General features: G+C 69.9%; 13 protein-coding genes. 1 reads left to right on the forward strand and 12 read right to left on the reverse strand.

Going from position 1 to position 15,063, the window contains the following annotated elements; all coding sequences use genetic code 11:
* Positions 1-17 precede the first annotated feature (17 nt).
* From mreD to ACIQFX_RS11535, 8 genes are all read right to left on the reverse strand, one after another.
* On the reverse strand, positions 18-686 hold the full coding sequence (mreD, locus tag ACIQFX_RS11500) for a rod shape-determining protein MreD (RefSeq protein ID WP_402461149.1): 669 nt from the start codon (positions 684-686) through the stop codon (positions 18-20).
* Positions 683-1,681, reverse strand: a complete 999-nt coding sequence (gene mreC, locus ACIQFX_RS11505; protein ID WP_402461151.1) for a rod shape-determining protein MreC — start codon at positions 1,679-1,681, stop codon at positions 683-685. Before mreC ends, mreD begins: the two co-directional genes overlap by 4 nt.
* A 72-nt stretch (positions 1,682-1,753) precedes the next feature.
* Positions 1,754-2,773 carry a rod shape-determining protein gene (locus ACIQFX_RS11510; RefSeq protein ID WP_402461152.1) on the reverse strand — a complete coding sequence of 340 codons (1,020 nt, stop codon included), beginning with the start codon at positions 2,771-2,773 and terminating at the stop codon, positions 1,754-1,756.
* A 218-nt stretch (positions 2,774-2,991) separates the two neighbouring features.
* Positions 2,992-3,405: a nucleoside-diphosphate kinase gene (gene ndk / locus ACIQFX_RS11515; RefSeq protein ID WP_015033594.1), complete on the reverse strand. Its 414-nt coding sequence runs from the start codon at positions 3,403-3,405 to the stop codon at positions 2,992-2,994.
* A 66-nt stretch (positions 3,406-3,471) separates the two neighbouring features.
* Positions 3,472-3,837, reverse strand: a complete 366-nt coding sequence (locus ACIQFX_RS11520) for a DUF4233 domain-containing protein (protein WP_402461154.1) — start codon at positions 3,835-3,837, stop codon at positions 3,472-3,474.
* 4 nt (positions 3,838-3,841) lie between these two features.
* Entirely contained in the window at positions 3,842-5,341 is a 1,500-nt protein-coding gene (locus ACIQFX_RS11525) for a bifunctional folylpolyglutamate synthase/dihydrofolate synthase (RefSeq protein WP_402461155.1), read from the reverse strand.
* Positions 5,342-5,541: 200 nt separating this feature from the next.
* Positions 5,542-6,684 (reverse strand): sensor histidine kinase, encoded by a 1,143-nt coding sequence (locus ACIQFX_RS11530; RefSeq protein ID WP_402461157.1) that lies wholly within the window; start codon positions 6,682-6,684, stop codon positions 5,542-5,544.
* 152 nt (positions 6,685-6,836) lie between these two features.
* Positions 6,837-9,458, reverse strand: a complete 2,622-nt coding sequence (locus ACIQFX_RS11535) for a valine--tRNA ligase (protein ID WP_402461159.1) — start codon at positions 9,456-9,458, stop codon at positions 6,837-6,839.
* A 138-nt stretch (positions 9,459-9,596) separates the two neighbouring features.
* Between ACIQFX_RS11535 and ACIQFX_RS11540 the strand changes: the two genes are divergently transcribed.
* The gene (locus tag ACIQFX_RS11540) at positions 9,597-10,547 is read left to right on the forward strand and encodes a hypothetical protein (RefSeq protein WP_402461161.1); all 951 of its coding nucleotides are present in this window, start codon (positions 9,597-9,599) and stop codon (positions 10,545-10,547) included.
* A 70-nt stretch (positions 10,548-10,617) separates the two neighbouring features.
* On the opposite strand, the gene clpX is transcribed toward ACIQFX_RS11540, so the two are convergent.
* From clpX to tig, 4 genes are all read right to left on the reverse strand, one after another.
* Positions 10,618-11,901 (reverse strand): ATP-dependent Clp protease ATP-binding subunit ClpX, encoded by a 1,284-nt coding sequence (gene clpX, locus ACIQFX_RS11545; protein WP_015033605.1) that lies wholly within the window; start codon positions 11,899-11,901, stop codon positions 10,618-10,620.
* Positions 11,902-12,057: 156 nt separating this feature from the next.
* Entirely contained in the window at positions 12,058-12,720 is a 663-nt protein-coding gene (locus ACIQFX_RS11550; protein ID WP_362572546.1) for an ATP-dependent Clp protease proteolytic subunit, read from the reverse strand.
* A 63-nt stretch (positions 12,721-12,783) separates the two neighbouring features.
* The gene (locus ACIQFX_RS11555) at positions 12,784-13,401 is read right to left on the reverse strand and encodes an ATP-dependent Clp protease proteolytic subunit (RefSeq protein WP_362572549.1); all 618 of its coding nucleotides are present in this window, start codon (positions 13,399-13,401) and stop codon (positions 12,784-12,786) included.
* A gap of 243 nt (positions 13,402-13,644) precedes the next feature.
* Positions 13,645-15,030: a trigger factor gene (gene tig / locus ACIQFX_RS11560; protein WP_017239322.1), complete on the reverse strand. Its 1,386-nt coding sequence runs from the start codon at positions 15,028-15,030 to the stop codon at positions 13,645-13,647.
* Positions 15,031-15,063 lie beyond the last annotated feature (33 nt).

Genomic DNA, 15,063 nt, shown 5'->3' on the forward strand with positions numbered 1-15,063 from the left:
TGCCGGTGCCCCCTCGGTCACAGTCGCTTGACTCCCTTGATGCGTCCGGCCCGTGAGGCGCGGCTGCGGGCGGCCTTCACGCGCAGGCCGCCGCGCTGGTTGCCGATCCGCAGGCCGGTGCCTGAGGAGAGCCAGCCGGACGCGACGTCGGCGCCGTTGCCCCCGCCGGCGTCGGCGAGCGGATCGTTCTCGGCCCGTCTGGCCAGCGCCATGATGAGCGGCACCGTGAACGGCGCGAGGAGCAGGTCGTAGACGGCTGCGGTGAACAGCAGGAACCCGAGGCCGACATGGCGGGCGGCGGTGTCGCCGACGAGGGCGCCGACGCCGGCGTAGAGCAGGGTGGAGCCGACGGCCGCGGCGACGACGACCGCCATGGGGCCGGTCGCGGAGGTCAGTCGGCCGTTGTCGGGGCGGGCGAGGCCGACCAGGTAGCCGATGACGCAGAGCACGAGGGCGTAGCGGCCGGCGGCGTGGTCGGCGGGCGGGGCCAGGTCGGAGAGCAGTCCCGCGGTGAAGCCGATGAGGGAGCCGCTGACGGGTCCGTAGACGAGGGCGAGGCCGACGACGGTGAGGAGGACGAGGTCGGGGACGGCGCCGGGGAGTTGGAGGCGGGAGAGGACGGAGACCTGGACGACCAGGGCGACCACGACCAGGGTGGTGGAGAGGAGGATGCGGTTGAACTTCACGGTGTCGCGTCCCCCTGGTCCTGCGTTGCCTGCTGGTTCTGGTTCGGCTTCTGCCCCTGTGGTGTGCCGTCGGCGGCCTGCTGTCCGTCCGGTGGCGGCGGGGTGACCGTGACGGTGACGGTCGGCGCGGGCTTCGGCTTCTGCGGCAGGACCATGTCGCGGGGGTCCGAGCGGGGGGCCTGGACGACGACGCCGACGATGTCGAGCTTGGTGAAGCCGACGTACGGGCGGACGTAGATGTTGCGGGTCAGGCCGCCGCCCGCGGGGTCGACGCGGACGACCTCGCCGACCGGCACGCCGGGCACGAAGGGCTTGTCGGCGCGCGAGCCGAAGGTGACGAGCCGGTCGCCGGGCTTGACCTTGGCCTTGCCGTTGAGGAGCTGGACCAGGAGGGGGCTGTTGCCCTGGCCGGTGGCGAAGCCGAGTTCGTCCGACTTCTCCATGCGGGTGCCGACGGTGAAGTCGGGGTCGTTGGCGAGGAGGACCGTGGAGGTGGAGGGGCCGACGGTGGTGACGCGGCCGACGAGTCCGGAGCCGTTGAGCACGGTCATGTCGCGCTGGATGCCGTCGCGGGCGCCGACGTCGATGGTGACGGTCCAGGAGAAGCCCTGGGCCGCTCCTATGGCGATGACCTGGGCGCCCTTGATGCCGTACTGCCCGGCGCCGGCGGTCTTGAGCATGGTGTCGAGCTCGCGGAGCCGGTTGCGGTTGCGGTCGTCGCTGCCGAGCTCGGCCTTGAGCTCGGCGTTCTCCTTCTCCAGGGCGGCGATCCGGGTGTGCCGCTCCCCGGAGTCCCTGACGGCGCCTATGGCGTTGCCGATCGGATCGACGGCCGCCGCCACGCCGTTCTCGACGGGCCCGAAGACCGCGGCCGCGGCCTGTCGGGCACCGTCGACGGGTGACTCCTGGCCGCCGCGGATGTCCACCGTGATCAGTGCGAACGCGATGGCGATCAGCAGCACCAGGAGCAGCCGGCTCTCTCGTGTGTCCCTCACGTGCGGCGGCCGTGCCTTTCCTCGTGGTTCGGGTGTTCGGTTGTACGACTACGGGTACTGCGGGTGCCGCGGTCAGCGGCGCGGCTGGGCGTCCAGGACCTGCTGGAGGGCCTCGAACTCCTCGACGCACTTGCCGGAGCCGAGCGCCACCGAGTCCAGCGGGTCCTCGGCGATGTGGATCGGCATGCCGGTCTCGCGGCGGAGCCGCTCGTCGAGGCCGCGCAGCAGGGCGCCTCCACCGGTGAGAACGATGCCGCGGTCCATGACGTCACCGGAGAGCTCCGGCGGGCACTTGTCGAGGGTGGTCTTCACCGCGTCGACGATGGCGTTGACCGGCTCCTCGATGGCCTTGCGGACCTCGGCGGCGGAGATGACCACGGTCTTGGGCAGACCGGAGACGAGGTCGCGGCCGCGGATCTCGGTGTGCTCGTCCTTGTCGAGGTCGTACGCCGAACCGATGGTGATCTTGATCTGCTCGGCGGTCCGCTCACCGAGGAGGAGCGAGTACTCCTTCTTGACGTGCTGGATGATCGCGTTGTCGAGCTCGTCGCCGGCGACCCGGATCGACTGTGCCGTGACGATTCCGCCGAGGGAGATGACGGCGACCTCGGTGGTGCCGCCGCCGATGTCGACGACCATGTTGCCGGTGGCCTCGTGGACGGGGAGGCCCGAGCCGATGGCCGCCGCCATGGGCTCCTCGATGATGTGCACCTGGCGGGCGCCGGCCTGGGTCGACGCCTCGATGACGGCGCGGCGCTCCACTCCGGTGATGCCGGAGGGCACGCAGACGACGACGCGGGGGCGGGCCAGGTAGCGGCGCTTGTGGATCTTCAGGATGAAGTAGCGGAGCATCCGCTCGGTGATCTCGAAGTCGGCGATGACGCCGTCCTTGAGCGGGCGGACGGCGACGATGTTGCCGGGGGTCCGGCCGATCATCTTCTTCGCTTCCGCGCCGACCGCGAGGATGCCGCCGGTGTTGGTGTTGATCGCGACGACGGACGGCTCGTTCAGAACGATGCCCCGACCCCTGACGTACACCAGCGTGTTGGCGGTCCCGAGGTCGACAGCCATGTCACGGCCGATGAACGACATTGAGTTCCCCTTGATTTCCCATGGCTGAGAGTGGTGCGGCGATGGAGTTTTCCATCGTAGTGCCGCCCGCGCGGATGCCGCGCGTTGGTCCACCCCTGTACGTGGTGACGGCAGGACGCGGCGATCCGTTCCCGGGATTGGCGTTCATATGCCTGGGGGCGACCGAAATTCCTTCGGTCGCCCCACAGGGTGCTTCGTTTGGCTGACTCCGGGTCAGATCAGACGAGGCCGGGGAAGAAGATCTTCAGCTCGCGGAGCGCCGACTCCTCGGAATCCGAGGCGTGGATCAGGTTCTCCCGGACGATGGTGCCGAAGTCGCCGCGGATGGAACCGGGGGCGGCGGCGATCGGGTCGGTCGGGCCGGCGAGCTGCCGGACACCCTCGATGACCCGCTCGCCCTCGACGACGAGCGCCACGACCGGGCCGGAGGACATGAAGCCCATCAGCGGCTCGTAGAACGGCTTGCCCTTGTGCTCGCCGTAGTGCTGCTCAAGGGTCTCCTGGTCCAGCTCGCGCAGCTCCAGGGCCGCCAGGGTCCAGCCGGCCTTGCGCTCGATACGGCCGATGATCTCGCCGATCAGGCCACGGCGGACGGCGTCGGGCTTGAGCAGGACGAGCGTGCGCTGGCTCACGGGGTGACTCCTTCGGGAAAGCGGTGTGCGGGACCTCCGAGGCTACAGGTCCCGCACGTGCTTCGATTACGCAGCGTCAGGCCCTGCCGAGGCCCCCGCGGCCTGAGCCTCGGCCCAGCGCGCCTTGATGTCGTCGATCCGTCGCCCGTAGTGAACGGAGGCCCACCACAGGCCGGCGAAGACCGCGCCCAGGAAGAACATGGTGGGGACGAAGAAGCCGCTGAGGACCAGGCCGATCTGCAGGGCCCAGCCGAGCTGCACGCCGCCGGGACGGGTGACCATCCCGCACAGCAGCACCGAGAAGACCATCGCGACACCGCAGACCCACCAGACGGTGGACATCGCGAGGCCGTCGTCCTTCATGGCGACGAGCCCGGCGAAGCCGATGACGAAGAACTCGCCGATGAGCGTCGAGGAACAGAGCGTACGCATCGGATCAGCCCCTCCGCAGCAGCAGTCGGGCGTCGCCGACCGTGAAGATCGAACCGGTGACGAGGACGCCCGCACCGCCGTACTCGGCCTCTTCCTCCGCAAGGGTGATGGCGGCCTCGATGGCGTCGTCGAGCCGCGGCTCCACGACGACCCGGTCCTCGCCGAAGACCTCGACCGCGGTCGCGGCCAGCGCGTCCACGTCGGTGGCCCGCGGCGTGGAGTTCGCCGTGATCACGACCTCCGCGAAGATCGGCTCGAAGGCCTCAAGGAGCCCCTTGGCGTCCTTGTCGCCGCTGGTGGAGACCACGCCGATGAGCCGGGAGAAGCCGAAGGCCTCGCTGATGCCCTCAGCCGTGGCGCGCGCGCCGTGCGGGTTGTGCGCGGCGTCCAGGATGACCGTCGGGGAGGAGCGGACGATCTCCAGGCGGCCGGGCGAGGCCACCTGGGCGAAGGCCCGGCGGACCGTGTCCACGTCCAGGGTCCTGGCGTGCTCGGCGCCGATGCCGAAGAAGGCCTCGACCGCCGCGAGCGCCACCGCCGCGTTGTGCGCCTGGTAGGCGCCGTGCAGCGGCAGGAAGACGTTGTCGTACTCGCCGCCGAGTCCGCGCAGGGTGAGGAGCTGGCCGCCGACCGCGACCTCGCGGGAGACGATGCCGAACTCCATGCCCTCGCGGGCGACGGTGGCGTCGGCCTCGACGGCCTTCTTCAGCAGGACCTGGGCCGCGTCCACCGGCTGCTGGGCCAGGATCACGGTCGCGCCCTGCTTGATGATCCCGGACTTCTCGCCGGCGATCTCGCCGGTCGTCCCGCCGAGCCGGTCGGTGTGGTCCAGGTCGATCGGGGTGACGACGGCGACGGAGCCGTCGATGACGTTCGTCGCGTCCCAGGTGCCGCCCATGCCGACCTCGACGACGGCCACGTCGACCGGGGCGTCCGCGAAGGCCGCGTACGCCATTCCGGTGAGGACCTCGAAGAAGGAGAGCCGGTACTCCTCGCGGGCGTCGACCAGCTCCACGTACGGCTTGACGTCCTGGTACGTCTCGACGAACCGCTCGGCGGAGATCGGGGCGCCGTCCAGGCTGATCCGCTCGGTGATGGTCTGCACGTGCGGCGAGGTGTACCGCCCGGTGCGCAGCTCGAAGGCGCCGAGCAGGGCCTCGATCATGCGGGCCGTCGACGTCTTGCCGTTGGTGCCGGTGATGTGGATCGAGGGGTACGCGCGCTGCGGCTCGCCGAGGACGTCCATCAGGGCCGCGATCCGCTTGACCGAGGGCTCCAGCTTGGTCTCGCCCCAGCGGGTGGACAGTTCGGTCTCGACCTCGCGGAGCGCCTTGTCGAGCTCCGGGTCCTCGGGACGGCCGGGTACGGGGTCGCCCTGCGGCGGGCCGCCCTGCGTGCGCAGGGTACGGCTGCCGGCCTCGATCACCGCCAGGTCGGGGTCGCGGTTCGTCTCGGTGTCGACGATGTCGTCGAACTGGTCATTCGGGTCGCTCGGCTCGCTCACGGTGCCAGTCTACGGAGGGGGCGCCGCCGGGTTGTCCCGGGAGCGCTCAGAGGTGGCTCGGCTCGTTCGTGCGATCGGCCTTCGGGCATGCGGCGTCCTGGGCCGTTCGGGGCGTGCGGCTGAGTGGGTCCGCTCCCGCCCGGTCCAGAGGAACGGTGGGTCCATGCTCATCGCCGGCGGGCGGGGCCCGTAGCGGGCGGCTACCGGCCGCCGAGGCCCGTCGGGAGCAGGGCCGTGACCGTGTAGGTGCCGTCCTCGCGGCGGGCCCCGAGGGTGCCGCCCATGCTGGTGACGCGCTCCTCCATGGAGAGCAGGCCGGTGCCGGTGGAGACGGGGGACGGGGCGGGCGGGGTGGCGGGCAGCGGGTTGCGGACCTCGATCCGCAGGTCGGGCCCCGCGACCGTGATCGCGACCGTCACCGGGAGGCCGGGCGCGTGCTTGGCGGCGTTCGTCAGGCACTCGCGGACGACCCGGTGGACGGCCGCCTGCCGGAGCGGCGACAGCGCCTTGGCCTCCTCGGCGACCGTCAGGTCGACGGCGCCGCCCATCCGCTCGCTCTCCACGGCGAGCGCGGCGAGCCCTTCGAGGCCGGGGGTGGCGGCGTCCCGGTCGGCGCGGCGCACGATCGTCTCGTTGAGCATGAGGTGGGCGCGGCGGGCGGTGTCCGCGAGCTCCTCGAAGTCCTTCTGGTGGTCCTCTCCCGTGGCCCGTACGGCGAGGACCTCGGCCCGCACCGCGAGGACGGTGAGTTCGCGGCCGACGAGGTCGTGGACGTCGCGGCCGACGGAGATCCGCTCCTCCTGGACGGCCTGCCGGGCGGCGGCCTCGCGGCGCTGGACCTCCAGGGCGCGGACGAGGTCCTGGCGGTAGGCGGCGATGCCGACGCCGGCCGCGAGGACGCCGATGGGCACGACCAGGCTGAGGAAGTCGCTGAGGGTGTCGCCGTGCTCGGCGGGCCAGCCGGGCGTCAGGTAGAGCCCGTACGCCACGGCGACGTACAGCAGGGTCGCGACGATCGCGGCGCGCCGCCCCCGGAACCGGCCGATCGAGTACAGCGCGAACTGGATCATGGTCAGTTCGTGCAGCCAACCCAACAGGCCGAGCGCGACGACGTACGGCACCCACGGCAGCCGCCGCCTGAGCACCAGGGTGGCGGCGCCGGCCGCGAGGACCAGGGTGGCGGTGACGCCGGTGAGGGAGTTGTCGGAGCGGGCGAGCCCCGGCACGTCCAGGACCATCAGGCCGAAGGCGCTGAGCGCGGCGACGACGTCGAGGGCGCGGGGCGAGACCGCCCACCGGTCCACGCAACGGCGGAGCGCGGGGACGGCGGGGAGGCGGAGCATGCCCTCCATCATCCAGGGTCCTTCGTCCCGGCGCCGTGGACCGGAAGTCCCGTCTGCCGTGAGATCGGCCACTTCGTCCGGTTTGACGGGGTCTCAGGGATGCGGGAAGGGCCCGGAACCGTGACCGGTTCCGGGCCCTTCCTTCGTACGCGTCAGGCCTGCGGCAGGTTCGCCAGCTGGGTCTGGATGCGGGCGATGTCCTCGTCCGCCTTGGCGAGGCGGCCCTTGATCTTGTCCACGACGTTGTCCGGGGCCTTGGCCAGGAAGGCCTCGTTCCCGAGCTTGGCCTCGGCCTGGGCCTTCTCCTTCTCGGCGGCCGCGAGGTCCTTCGCGAGGCGCTTGCGCTCGGCGGCCACGTCGATCGTGCCCGAGAGGTCGAGCGCGACGGTCGCGCCGCCGATCGGCAGGGAGGCGGTGGCGGAGAAGCCCTCGCCCTCCGGCTGGAGGCGCAGCAGCTGGCGGATGGCGGCCTCGTGCGCGGCGAGCGCGGTGCCGCCGAGCTCCAGGCGGGCCGGGACCTTCTGGCCGGGCTGGAGGCCCTGGTCGGCGCGGAAGCGGCGGACCTCGGTGACGACCTGCTGGAGGTTCTCGATCTCCGCCTCGGCGGCCTCGTCCCGGAAGCCCGAGTCCTTCGGCCAGTCGGCGATCACGAGGGACTCGCCCCCGGTCAGCGTGGTCCAGAGGGCCTCGGTGACGAACGGGACGATCGGGTGCAGCAGCCGCAGCATGACGTCGAGGACCTCGCCGAGGACCCGGCCGGAGACCTTGGCCTGCTCGCCGCCGGCGAAGAACGTCGTCTTCGACAGCTCGACGTACCAGTCGAAGACCTCGTCCCACGCGAAGTGGTACAGCGCGTCGCTGAGCTTCGCGAACTGGTAGTCCTCGTAGTACGCGTCGACCTGGGCCACGGTCGCGTTGAGGCGCGAGAGGATCCAGCGGTCGGTGGCGGACAGCTGCTCGACCGGGGGCAGTTCGCCCTCGATGGTCGCGCCGTTCATGAGCGCGAAGCGGGTCGCGTTCCAGATCTTGTTGGCGAAGTTGCGGGACGCCTTGACCCAGTCCTCGCCGATCGGGACGTCGACGCCCGGGTTGGCGCCGTTGGCCAGGGTGAAGCGGACGGCGTCGGAGCCGTACTCGTCCATCCAGTCCAGCGGGTTGACCACGTTGCCAAAGGACTTCGACATCTTCTTGCCGTTCTGGTCACGGACCATGCCGTGCAGAGCGATGGTGTGGAACGGCGGGGTGCCGTCCATCGCGTACAGACCGAACATCATCATCCGGGCGACCCAGAAGAAGAGGATGTCGTAGCCGGTGACCAGGACGGAGTTCGGGTAGAACTTCGCCAGGCTCTCCGTCTGCTCGGGCCAGCCGAGCGTGGAGAACGGCCACAGGCCGGAGGAGAACCAGGTGTCCAGGACGTCCGTGTCCTGGTGCCAGCCCTCGCCCGTCGGCGGCTGCTCGTCCGGTCCGACGCAGACGACCTCGCCGTTCGGGCCGTACCAGACCGGGATGCGGTGGCCCCACCACAGCTGGCGCGAGATGCACCAGTCGTGCAGGTTGTCGACCCAGTCGAAGTAGCGCTTCTCCATCTCCTGCGGGTGGATCTTGACCTTGCCGTCGCGGACCGCGTCACCGGCGGCCTTCGCGAGCGGGCCGACCTTGACCCACCACTGCATCGACAGGCGCGGCTCGATGGTGGTCTTGCAGCGCGAGCAGTGGCCGACGGAGTGGGTGTACGGACGCTTCTCGGCGACGATCCGGCCCTCGGCGCGCAGCGCGGCGACGATGGCGGAGCGGGCCTCCAGGCGGTCCAGGCCCTGGAAGGGGCCGTGGGCCGTGATGACGGCGCGCTCGTCCATGACGGCGAGGTTCGGCAGGTTGTGGCGCTGGCCGATCTCGAAGTCGTTCGGGTCGTGCGCCGGGGTCACCTTGACGGCGCCGGTGCCGAACTCGGGGTCGACGTGGGTGTCGGCGACGACCGGGATCGAGCGGTCGGTCAGCGGCAGCTTGATCTGCTTGCCGACCAGGTGCTTGTACCGCTCGTCGTCGGGGTGGACGGCGACGGCCGTGTCACCGAGCATCGTCTCGGCGCGGGTGGTGGCGACGACCAGCGAGTCGTCCCCCTCGCCGTAGCGGATGGAGACGAGCTCGCCCTCGTCGTCCTGGTACTCGACCTCGATGTCGGAGATGGCCGTCAGACAGCGCGGGCACCAGTTGATGATGCGCTCGGCGCGGTAGATCAGCTCGTCGTCGTAGAGCTTCTTGAAGATGGTCTGGACGGCCTGGGACAGGCCCTCGTCCATGGTGAAGCGCTCGCGGGACCAGGCGACGCCGTCACCCAGGCGCTTCATCTGGCCCGAGATCTGGCCGCCGGACTCGGCCTTCCACTGCCAGACGCGCTCGACGAACGCCTCGCGGCCCAGGTCGTGGCGGGACTTGCCCTCCTTGGCGAGCTCGCGCTCGACGACGTTCTGGGTGGCGATGCCGGCGTGGTCCATGCCGGGCTGCCACAGCGTCTCGAAGCCCTGCATGCGCTTGCGGCGGGTGAGGGCGTCGATCAGCGTGTGCTCGAAGGCGTGGCCCAGGTGGAGCGAACCGGTGACGTTCGGCGGCGGGATGACGATCGTGTACGGCGGCTTCTCGCTCTTCGCGTCCGCCTCGAAGTACCCGCGCTCTACCCAGCGCTCGTACAGCGGCCCCTCTACCTCGGCCGGCGCGTACTGGGTCGGCAGTTCGGTCGTGGGCGCTGTCTGCTGCTGAGTGTTCTCGGTCACGGGCCCAGTTTAGGGGTGTCTCGGCCGTGTCCTGAAACGCTTTGGTTCGGTAACGGTGTGGGCCCCGCCGCACTTCCACGCCGCCGGTTCCGCCAGGATGTTCGGTAGGCATAAACATCCTGTGAGGGGAACCTGTCGATGAGCTACAACCAGCCGGGCCCGTACGGCGGCCAGCCGCCCCAGCAGCCCGGGCCCTACGGCGGCCAGCCGGGCCCCTACGGCCAGCAGCCCGGCCCGTACGGCCAGCCGCAGGCTCCCCAGCCCGGTTACGGGTACCCCCAGCAGGCCCCGCAGGGCGTCCCGCCGCAGCAGCAGCCCTACGGCTACCCGCAGCAGCAGCCCGGACCCTACGGCCAGCAGCCCCCGTACGGCGCCCCCCAGGGCCCCGGCGGCTACGTGCCCCACCCCCCGGCTCCCAAGAAGTCCAAGGCCGGCTGGGTCATCGGCGCCGTCGCGGTCGTCACGGCGATCGGCGTGGGCGCGTACTTCCTGCTCGGCGGGGGCGGTTCCTCCGTCGCCGACGACGGCCCGCACAAGCTGATCACCCCGGAGACGGTCCTCGGCGAGTACAAGAAGGTTCCCGACAAGGGCGGTTCCTCCTCCGGGGACGACTCGCTGGCGGAGGCCGAGAAGAACGGCGTCAAGAACGCCAAGAAGGTCAAGGCCTCCTACCAGGTGGAGAACAAGGCCAACCCGCTCGCCAGCAAGATGATCTCCTTCAGCGGTCTCTACGGCGAGATCGCCGACCCCGAGGAGGTCGTCGACGCCGTCTTCGCCAGCGCCAAGGCCGAGGCCGACAAGAGCGCCGGCAAGCCCGACGCCCCGCAGCTGGAGGGCAGCCCGCAGGCGTACGAGCCGGACGGCCTCGACGGCGCGGTCCTCAAGTGCCAGCAGGCCAAGGGCAAGGGCGACGCGTCCACCGGCATGCCCACGTTCACCGTCACGATGTGCGTGTGGGCCGACCACAGCACCGTGGGCTTCGTGGTCCCGGTCGACATGTCCGCCATGATGACCGGCAAGGGCGCCACCGGCGAGGAGGCCGCCGGCATCACGGCCAAGCTCCGCAAGGAGGTCCGCGTCAAGTCCTGACCGGCTGACCGGACATGAGTGAGGGGGTCCCGCCTTCGGGCGGGACCCCCTCACTCATGTGCGATCGGTGTCAGGCCGACTTCTCGTGCCTGCCGTCGTTCTTCACGATCCGCGGGACCAGCGTCGGGTTGACGTTGTTGCGGACGACGTCGGCCGTGATGACGACGCGGGCCACGTCCTTGCGGGACGGGACCTCGTACATGACCGACTGGAGGACTTCCTCCATGATCGCGCGCAGGCCGCGCGCGCCGGTGCCGCGGAGGATCGCCTGGTCGGCGATGGCCTCCAGGGCCGGGCGGTCGAAGTCCAGCTCCACGCCGTCGAGTTCGAAGAGGCGCTGGTACTGCTTGACCAGTGCGTTGCGCGGCTCGACGAGGATCTGGAGGAGCGCCTCGCGGTCCAGGTTGTGGACCGAGGTGAGGACGGGGAGGCGGCCGATGAACTCCGGGATCATCCCGAACTTCACCAGGTCCTCCGGCATGACCTCCTGGAACTGGTCGCTCGCCTCGATCTCGCGCTTGGAGCGGATGGTCGCCCCGAAGCCGATGCCCTTGGCGCCCGCCCGCGACTCGATGATCTTCTCGAGGCCGGCGAAGGCGCCGCCCACGATGAAGAGCACGTTCGTCGTGTCGATCTGGATGAACTCCTGGTGCGGGTGCTTCCGGCCGCCCTGCGGCGGTACGGAGGCGGTGGTGCCCTCCAGGATCTTCAGCAGGGCCTGCTGCACGCCCTCGCCGGAGACGTCACGCGTGATCGACGGGTTTTCGCTCTTACGGGCGACCTTGTCGATCTCGTCGATGTAGATGATCCCGGTCTCGGCCTTCTTGACGTCGTAGTCGGCCGCCTGGATCAGCTTGAGCAGGATGTTCTCGACGTCCTCGCCGACGTAGCCGGCCTCCGTCAGCGCCGTCGCGTCGGCGATGGCGAACGGGACGTTGAGCATCCGGGCCAGGGTCTGCGCGAGCAGCGTCTTCCCCGAGCCCGTGGGGCCGAGCAGCAGAATGTTGGACTTCGCCAGTTCGATGGCGTCGTCCCGGCCCTGCGCGCCGCCGTTCTCGCCGGCCTGGACGCGCTTGTAGTGGTTGTACACCGCGACCGAGAGGGCCTTCTTCGCGGGCTCCTGCCCGACGACGTACCCCTCGAGGAACTCGTAGATCTCGCGGGGCTTCGGGAGTTCCTCCCAGCGCACCTCGCTCGTCTCCGCGAGTTCTTCCTCGATGATCTCGTTGCAGAGGTCGATGCACTCGTCGCAGATGTACACACCGGGTCCCGCGATGAGCTTCTTCACCTGCTTCTGGCTCTTTCCGCAGAACGAGCACTTGAGCAGGTCGCCGCCATCACCGATGCGTGCCACGAGGTGCTTCCCCTTCGCCTGGGAGTGCTTGGTTCAGCGACTCCTGGTGCCTCATATTCGACGGTACCTTGCCGGGCCCCTCGTTCGGGCCCCCCTTGGCACGGTTCACATGGTCGCGATTCGGCCACGCGGACCGTGCCAGGGGAAGGTCGGGCGTCAGTGCGCCGCGGAGGCCGTGCTCTTGCGGGTCGAGACGATCTGGTCGACCAGGCCGTACGCCAGGGCGTCCTCGGCGGTCAGGATCTTGTCACGCTCGATGTCGTCGCGGATCTTCTCGATCGGCGTCGAGGAGTGCTTGGCCAGCATCTCCTCGAGCTGGCTGCGCATGCGCAGGATCTCGTTGGCCGCGATCTCCAGGTCGGAGAGCTGCTCACGGCCGGTGCCGCCGGAGGGCTGGTGGATCAGCACGCGGGCGTTCGGCAGGGCCATCCGCTTGCCGGGCGTACCGGCGGCGAGCAGCACGGCCGCGGCGGAGGCCGCCTGGCCCATGCAGACCGTCTGGATGTCCGGCTTCACGAACTGCATCGTGTCGTAGATGGCCGTCAGCGCGGTGAAGGAGCCACCGGGGCTGTTGATGTAGATCGAGATGTCGCGGTCCGGGTCCATCGACTCCAGGCACAGCAGCTGCGCCATGACGTCGTTGGCGGAGGCGTCGTCGATCTGCACGCCGAGGAAGATCACGCGCTCCTCGAAGAGCTTCGCGTACGGGTCGTACTCGCGGATGCCCTGCGAGGTGCGCTCGACGAAGCGCGGCACGACGTAGCGGTTGTCCATCGGCGCGCCGGTGTAGAGGCCGCTCGCGGAGAGGTTGTTAAGCATCGGGGTGTTCACCGTCCTGGTGGCGTTCGGCGGGGGGGGAGGGGGCTCTTCGGCGGCCGGCGCTCAGGCGCCCGTGCCGCCGCCGCCCGGAACACCCGCGGCGTGCGTGATGATGTCGTCGATGAGGCCGTACTCCTTGGCCTCCTCCGCGGTGAACCAGCGGTCGCGGTCGCCGTCGCGGATGATCGTCTCGACGGTCTGGCCGGAGTGCTGCGCGGTGATCTCGGCCATGCGCTTCTTCGTGCGAAGGAGGTACTCGGCCTGGATCTTGATGTCGGAGGCCGTACCGCCGATGCCGGCGGAGCCCTGGTGCATCAGGATGTCGGTGTTCGGCAGCGCGAAGCGCTTGCCGGGGGCGCCGGCGGTGAGCAGGAACTGGCCCATGGAGGCCGCCATGCCCATACCGATGGTGACGACGTCGTTCGGGATGAACTGCATGGTGTCGTAGACGGCCATGCCGGCCGTCACCGAGCCGCCGGGGCTGTTGATGTACAGGAAGATGTCCTTCTCCGGCTCGGCGGCCAGGAGGAGCATCTGGGCGGTGATCTTGTTGGCGATCTCGTCGTCGACCTGCTGGCCGAGGAAGACGATGCGCTCGCCGAGGAGCCGGTTGTAGACATGGTCGCCGAGGCCGCCACCGATGGACGGCTCACCCGCGGCGTAAGGCTTCAGATTCGTCACGTATCCACCTGCTCGTCTCCGACGGCCCAGGCCGTCTCAGCGTCTCGTTCAGAGGGCACTGCCCTCGTATTCATGGACCCTAACGCGCAGGTGGGACAACGCCATCCCGGTTCCCGAACTGTTCGCTGGGAGCGCAAGGTAGTTGGGGACGTGTAACGGGGTCCTGGTACGTCCACGGGCCCGTACGCACAGCAGTGCGTACGGGCCCGTGGGACGGGGTTCCGCGCCGGGGCGCGGAGCCGCTTACTTGTCCTCGGAGACCTCGGTCTCGCCGGTGACGGCCTCGACGGCCTCGGCGGCGGTCTCGACCTCGTCCTCGTCGTCCGAGAGGTCGACGACCTCGCCGTTGGTGTCGACGACCTTGGCGGCCTCGACGACGACCGCGAGGGCCTTGCCGCGGGCGACCTCGCCGACGAGCATCGGCACCTGGCCGCCCTGGGCCACGGCCTGGGCGAACTGGTCGGGGCTCATGCCGGAGGAGGCGGCACGGCGGAACAGGTGCTCGGTGAGCTCCTCGCGGGAGACGTCGAGCTTCTCCTTGTTGACGAGCTCATCGAGGATGAACTGCGTCTTGATGCCCTTCTCGGCCTGCTCCTTGGTCTCGGCCAGGAACTCTTCCTCGGTCTTGCCCTGGATCTCCAGGTACTTCGCGAGGTCGAGGCCCATCTGGCCGAGCTGGTGGTGCTCCAGGTTGTGCTTGCGGGTGTTGATCTCGTCCTCGAGAAGCTTCTCGGGCATCGGGACCTCGACCAGCTTGAGGAGCTCGTCGAGGACGCGCTCCTGGGCCTGGGTGGCCTGGTCGAACTGCTTCATGTTCTCGAGGCGCTTGCGGCTGTCGGCCTTCAGCTCGTCGAGGGTGTCGAACTCCGACGCCATCTGCGCGAACTCGTCGTCCAGCTCGGGGAGCTCACGGGCGGCGACGGTGGTGACCTTGACGGTGACCTCCGCGTCCTTGCCCTCGGCGGAGCCGCCCTTCAGCTGCGAGGTGAAGGTGGCCTCGCCACCGGCCTCCAGGCCCTTGACGGCCTCGTCGATGCCGTCGAGGAGCTCGCCGGAACCGATGGTGTACGAGACGTCGGAGGCGACGCCGTCGGGCAGCACCTCGCCGTCGACCTTGGCCTCCAGGTCGATGGTGACGACGTCGCCGTCCTGGGCGGCGCGCTCGACCGGGGAGGTCGAGGCGAAGCGCTCGCGGAGCTGCTCCACGGACTTCTCGACGTCCTCGTCGGTGACCTCGACCGCGTCGACGGTGACCTCGATGCCGGAGTAGTCCGGGATCTCGATCGTCGGGCGGATGTCGACCTCGGCGGTGAAGGCCAGCAGCTCGCCGTCCTTCAGCTCCGTGATGTCGACCTCGGGCTGGCCCAGCGGGTTGACCTCGGCCTCGTTGACGGCCTCGGTGTAGAACTTCGGGAGCGCGTCGTTGACGGCCTCCTCCAGCACGGCGCCGCGGCCGAACCGCTGGTCGATCACGCGAGCCGGGATCTTGCCCTTGCGGAAGCCCTTGACCGTGACCTGCTGGTTGATCTTCTTGTACGCCGCGTCGAGGCTGTCCTTGAGCTCCTCGAAGGGCACCTCGACAGTGAGCCGAACCCGGGTCGGGTTCAGGGTCTCCACGGCGCTCTTCACGGTTCGGTCTCCTTGTGGCTGATTCCTGGAATC

Source organism: Streptomyces sp. NPDC093089, from assembly GCF_044754405.1.
GTDB lineage: Bacteria > Actinomycetota > Actinomycetes > Streptomycetales > Streptomycetaceae > Streptomyces.

What these genes read in the sequence shown, in the direction of transcription:
- ACIQFX_RS11510 (WP_402461152.1), bottom strand. Translation starts at nt 2,773, where the DNA reads ATGTCGTTCATCGGCCGTGACATGGCTGTCGACCTCGGGACCGCCAAC.
- ACIQFX_RS11520 (WP_402461154.1), bottom strand. Translation starts at nt 3,837, where the DNA reads ATGCGTACGCTCTGTTCCTCGACGCTCATCGGCGAGTTCTTCGTCATC.
- ACIQFX_RS11530 (WP_402461157.1), bottom strand. Translation starts at nt 6,684, where the DNA reads ATGCTCCGCCTCCCCGCCGTCCCCGCGCTCCGCCGTTGCGTGGACCGG.
- ACIQFX_RS11540 (WP_402461161.1), top strand. Translation starts at nt 9,597, where the DNA reads ATGAGCTACAACCAGCCGGGCCCGTACGGCGGCCAGCCGCCCCAGCAG.
- ACIQFX_RS11550 (WP_362572546.1), bottom strand. Translation starts at nt 12,720, where the DNA reads ATGCTTAACAACCTCTCCGCGAGCGGCCTCTACACCGGCGCGCCGATG.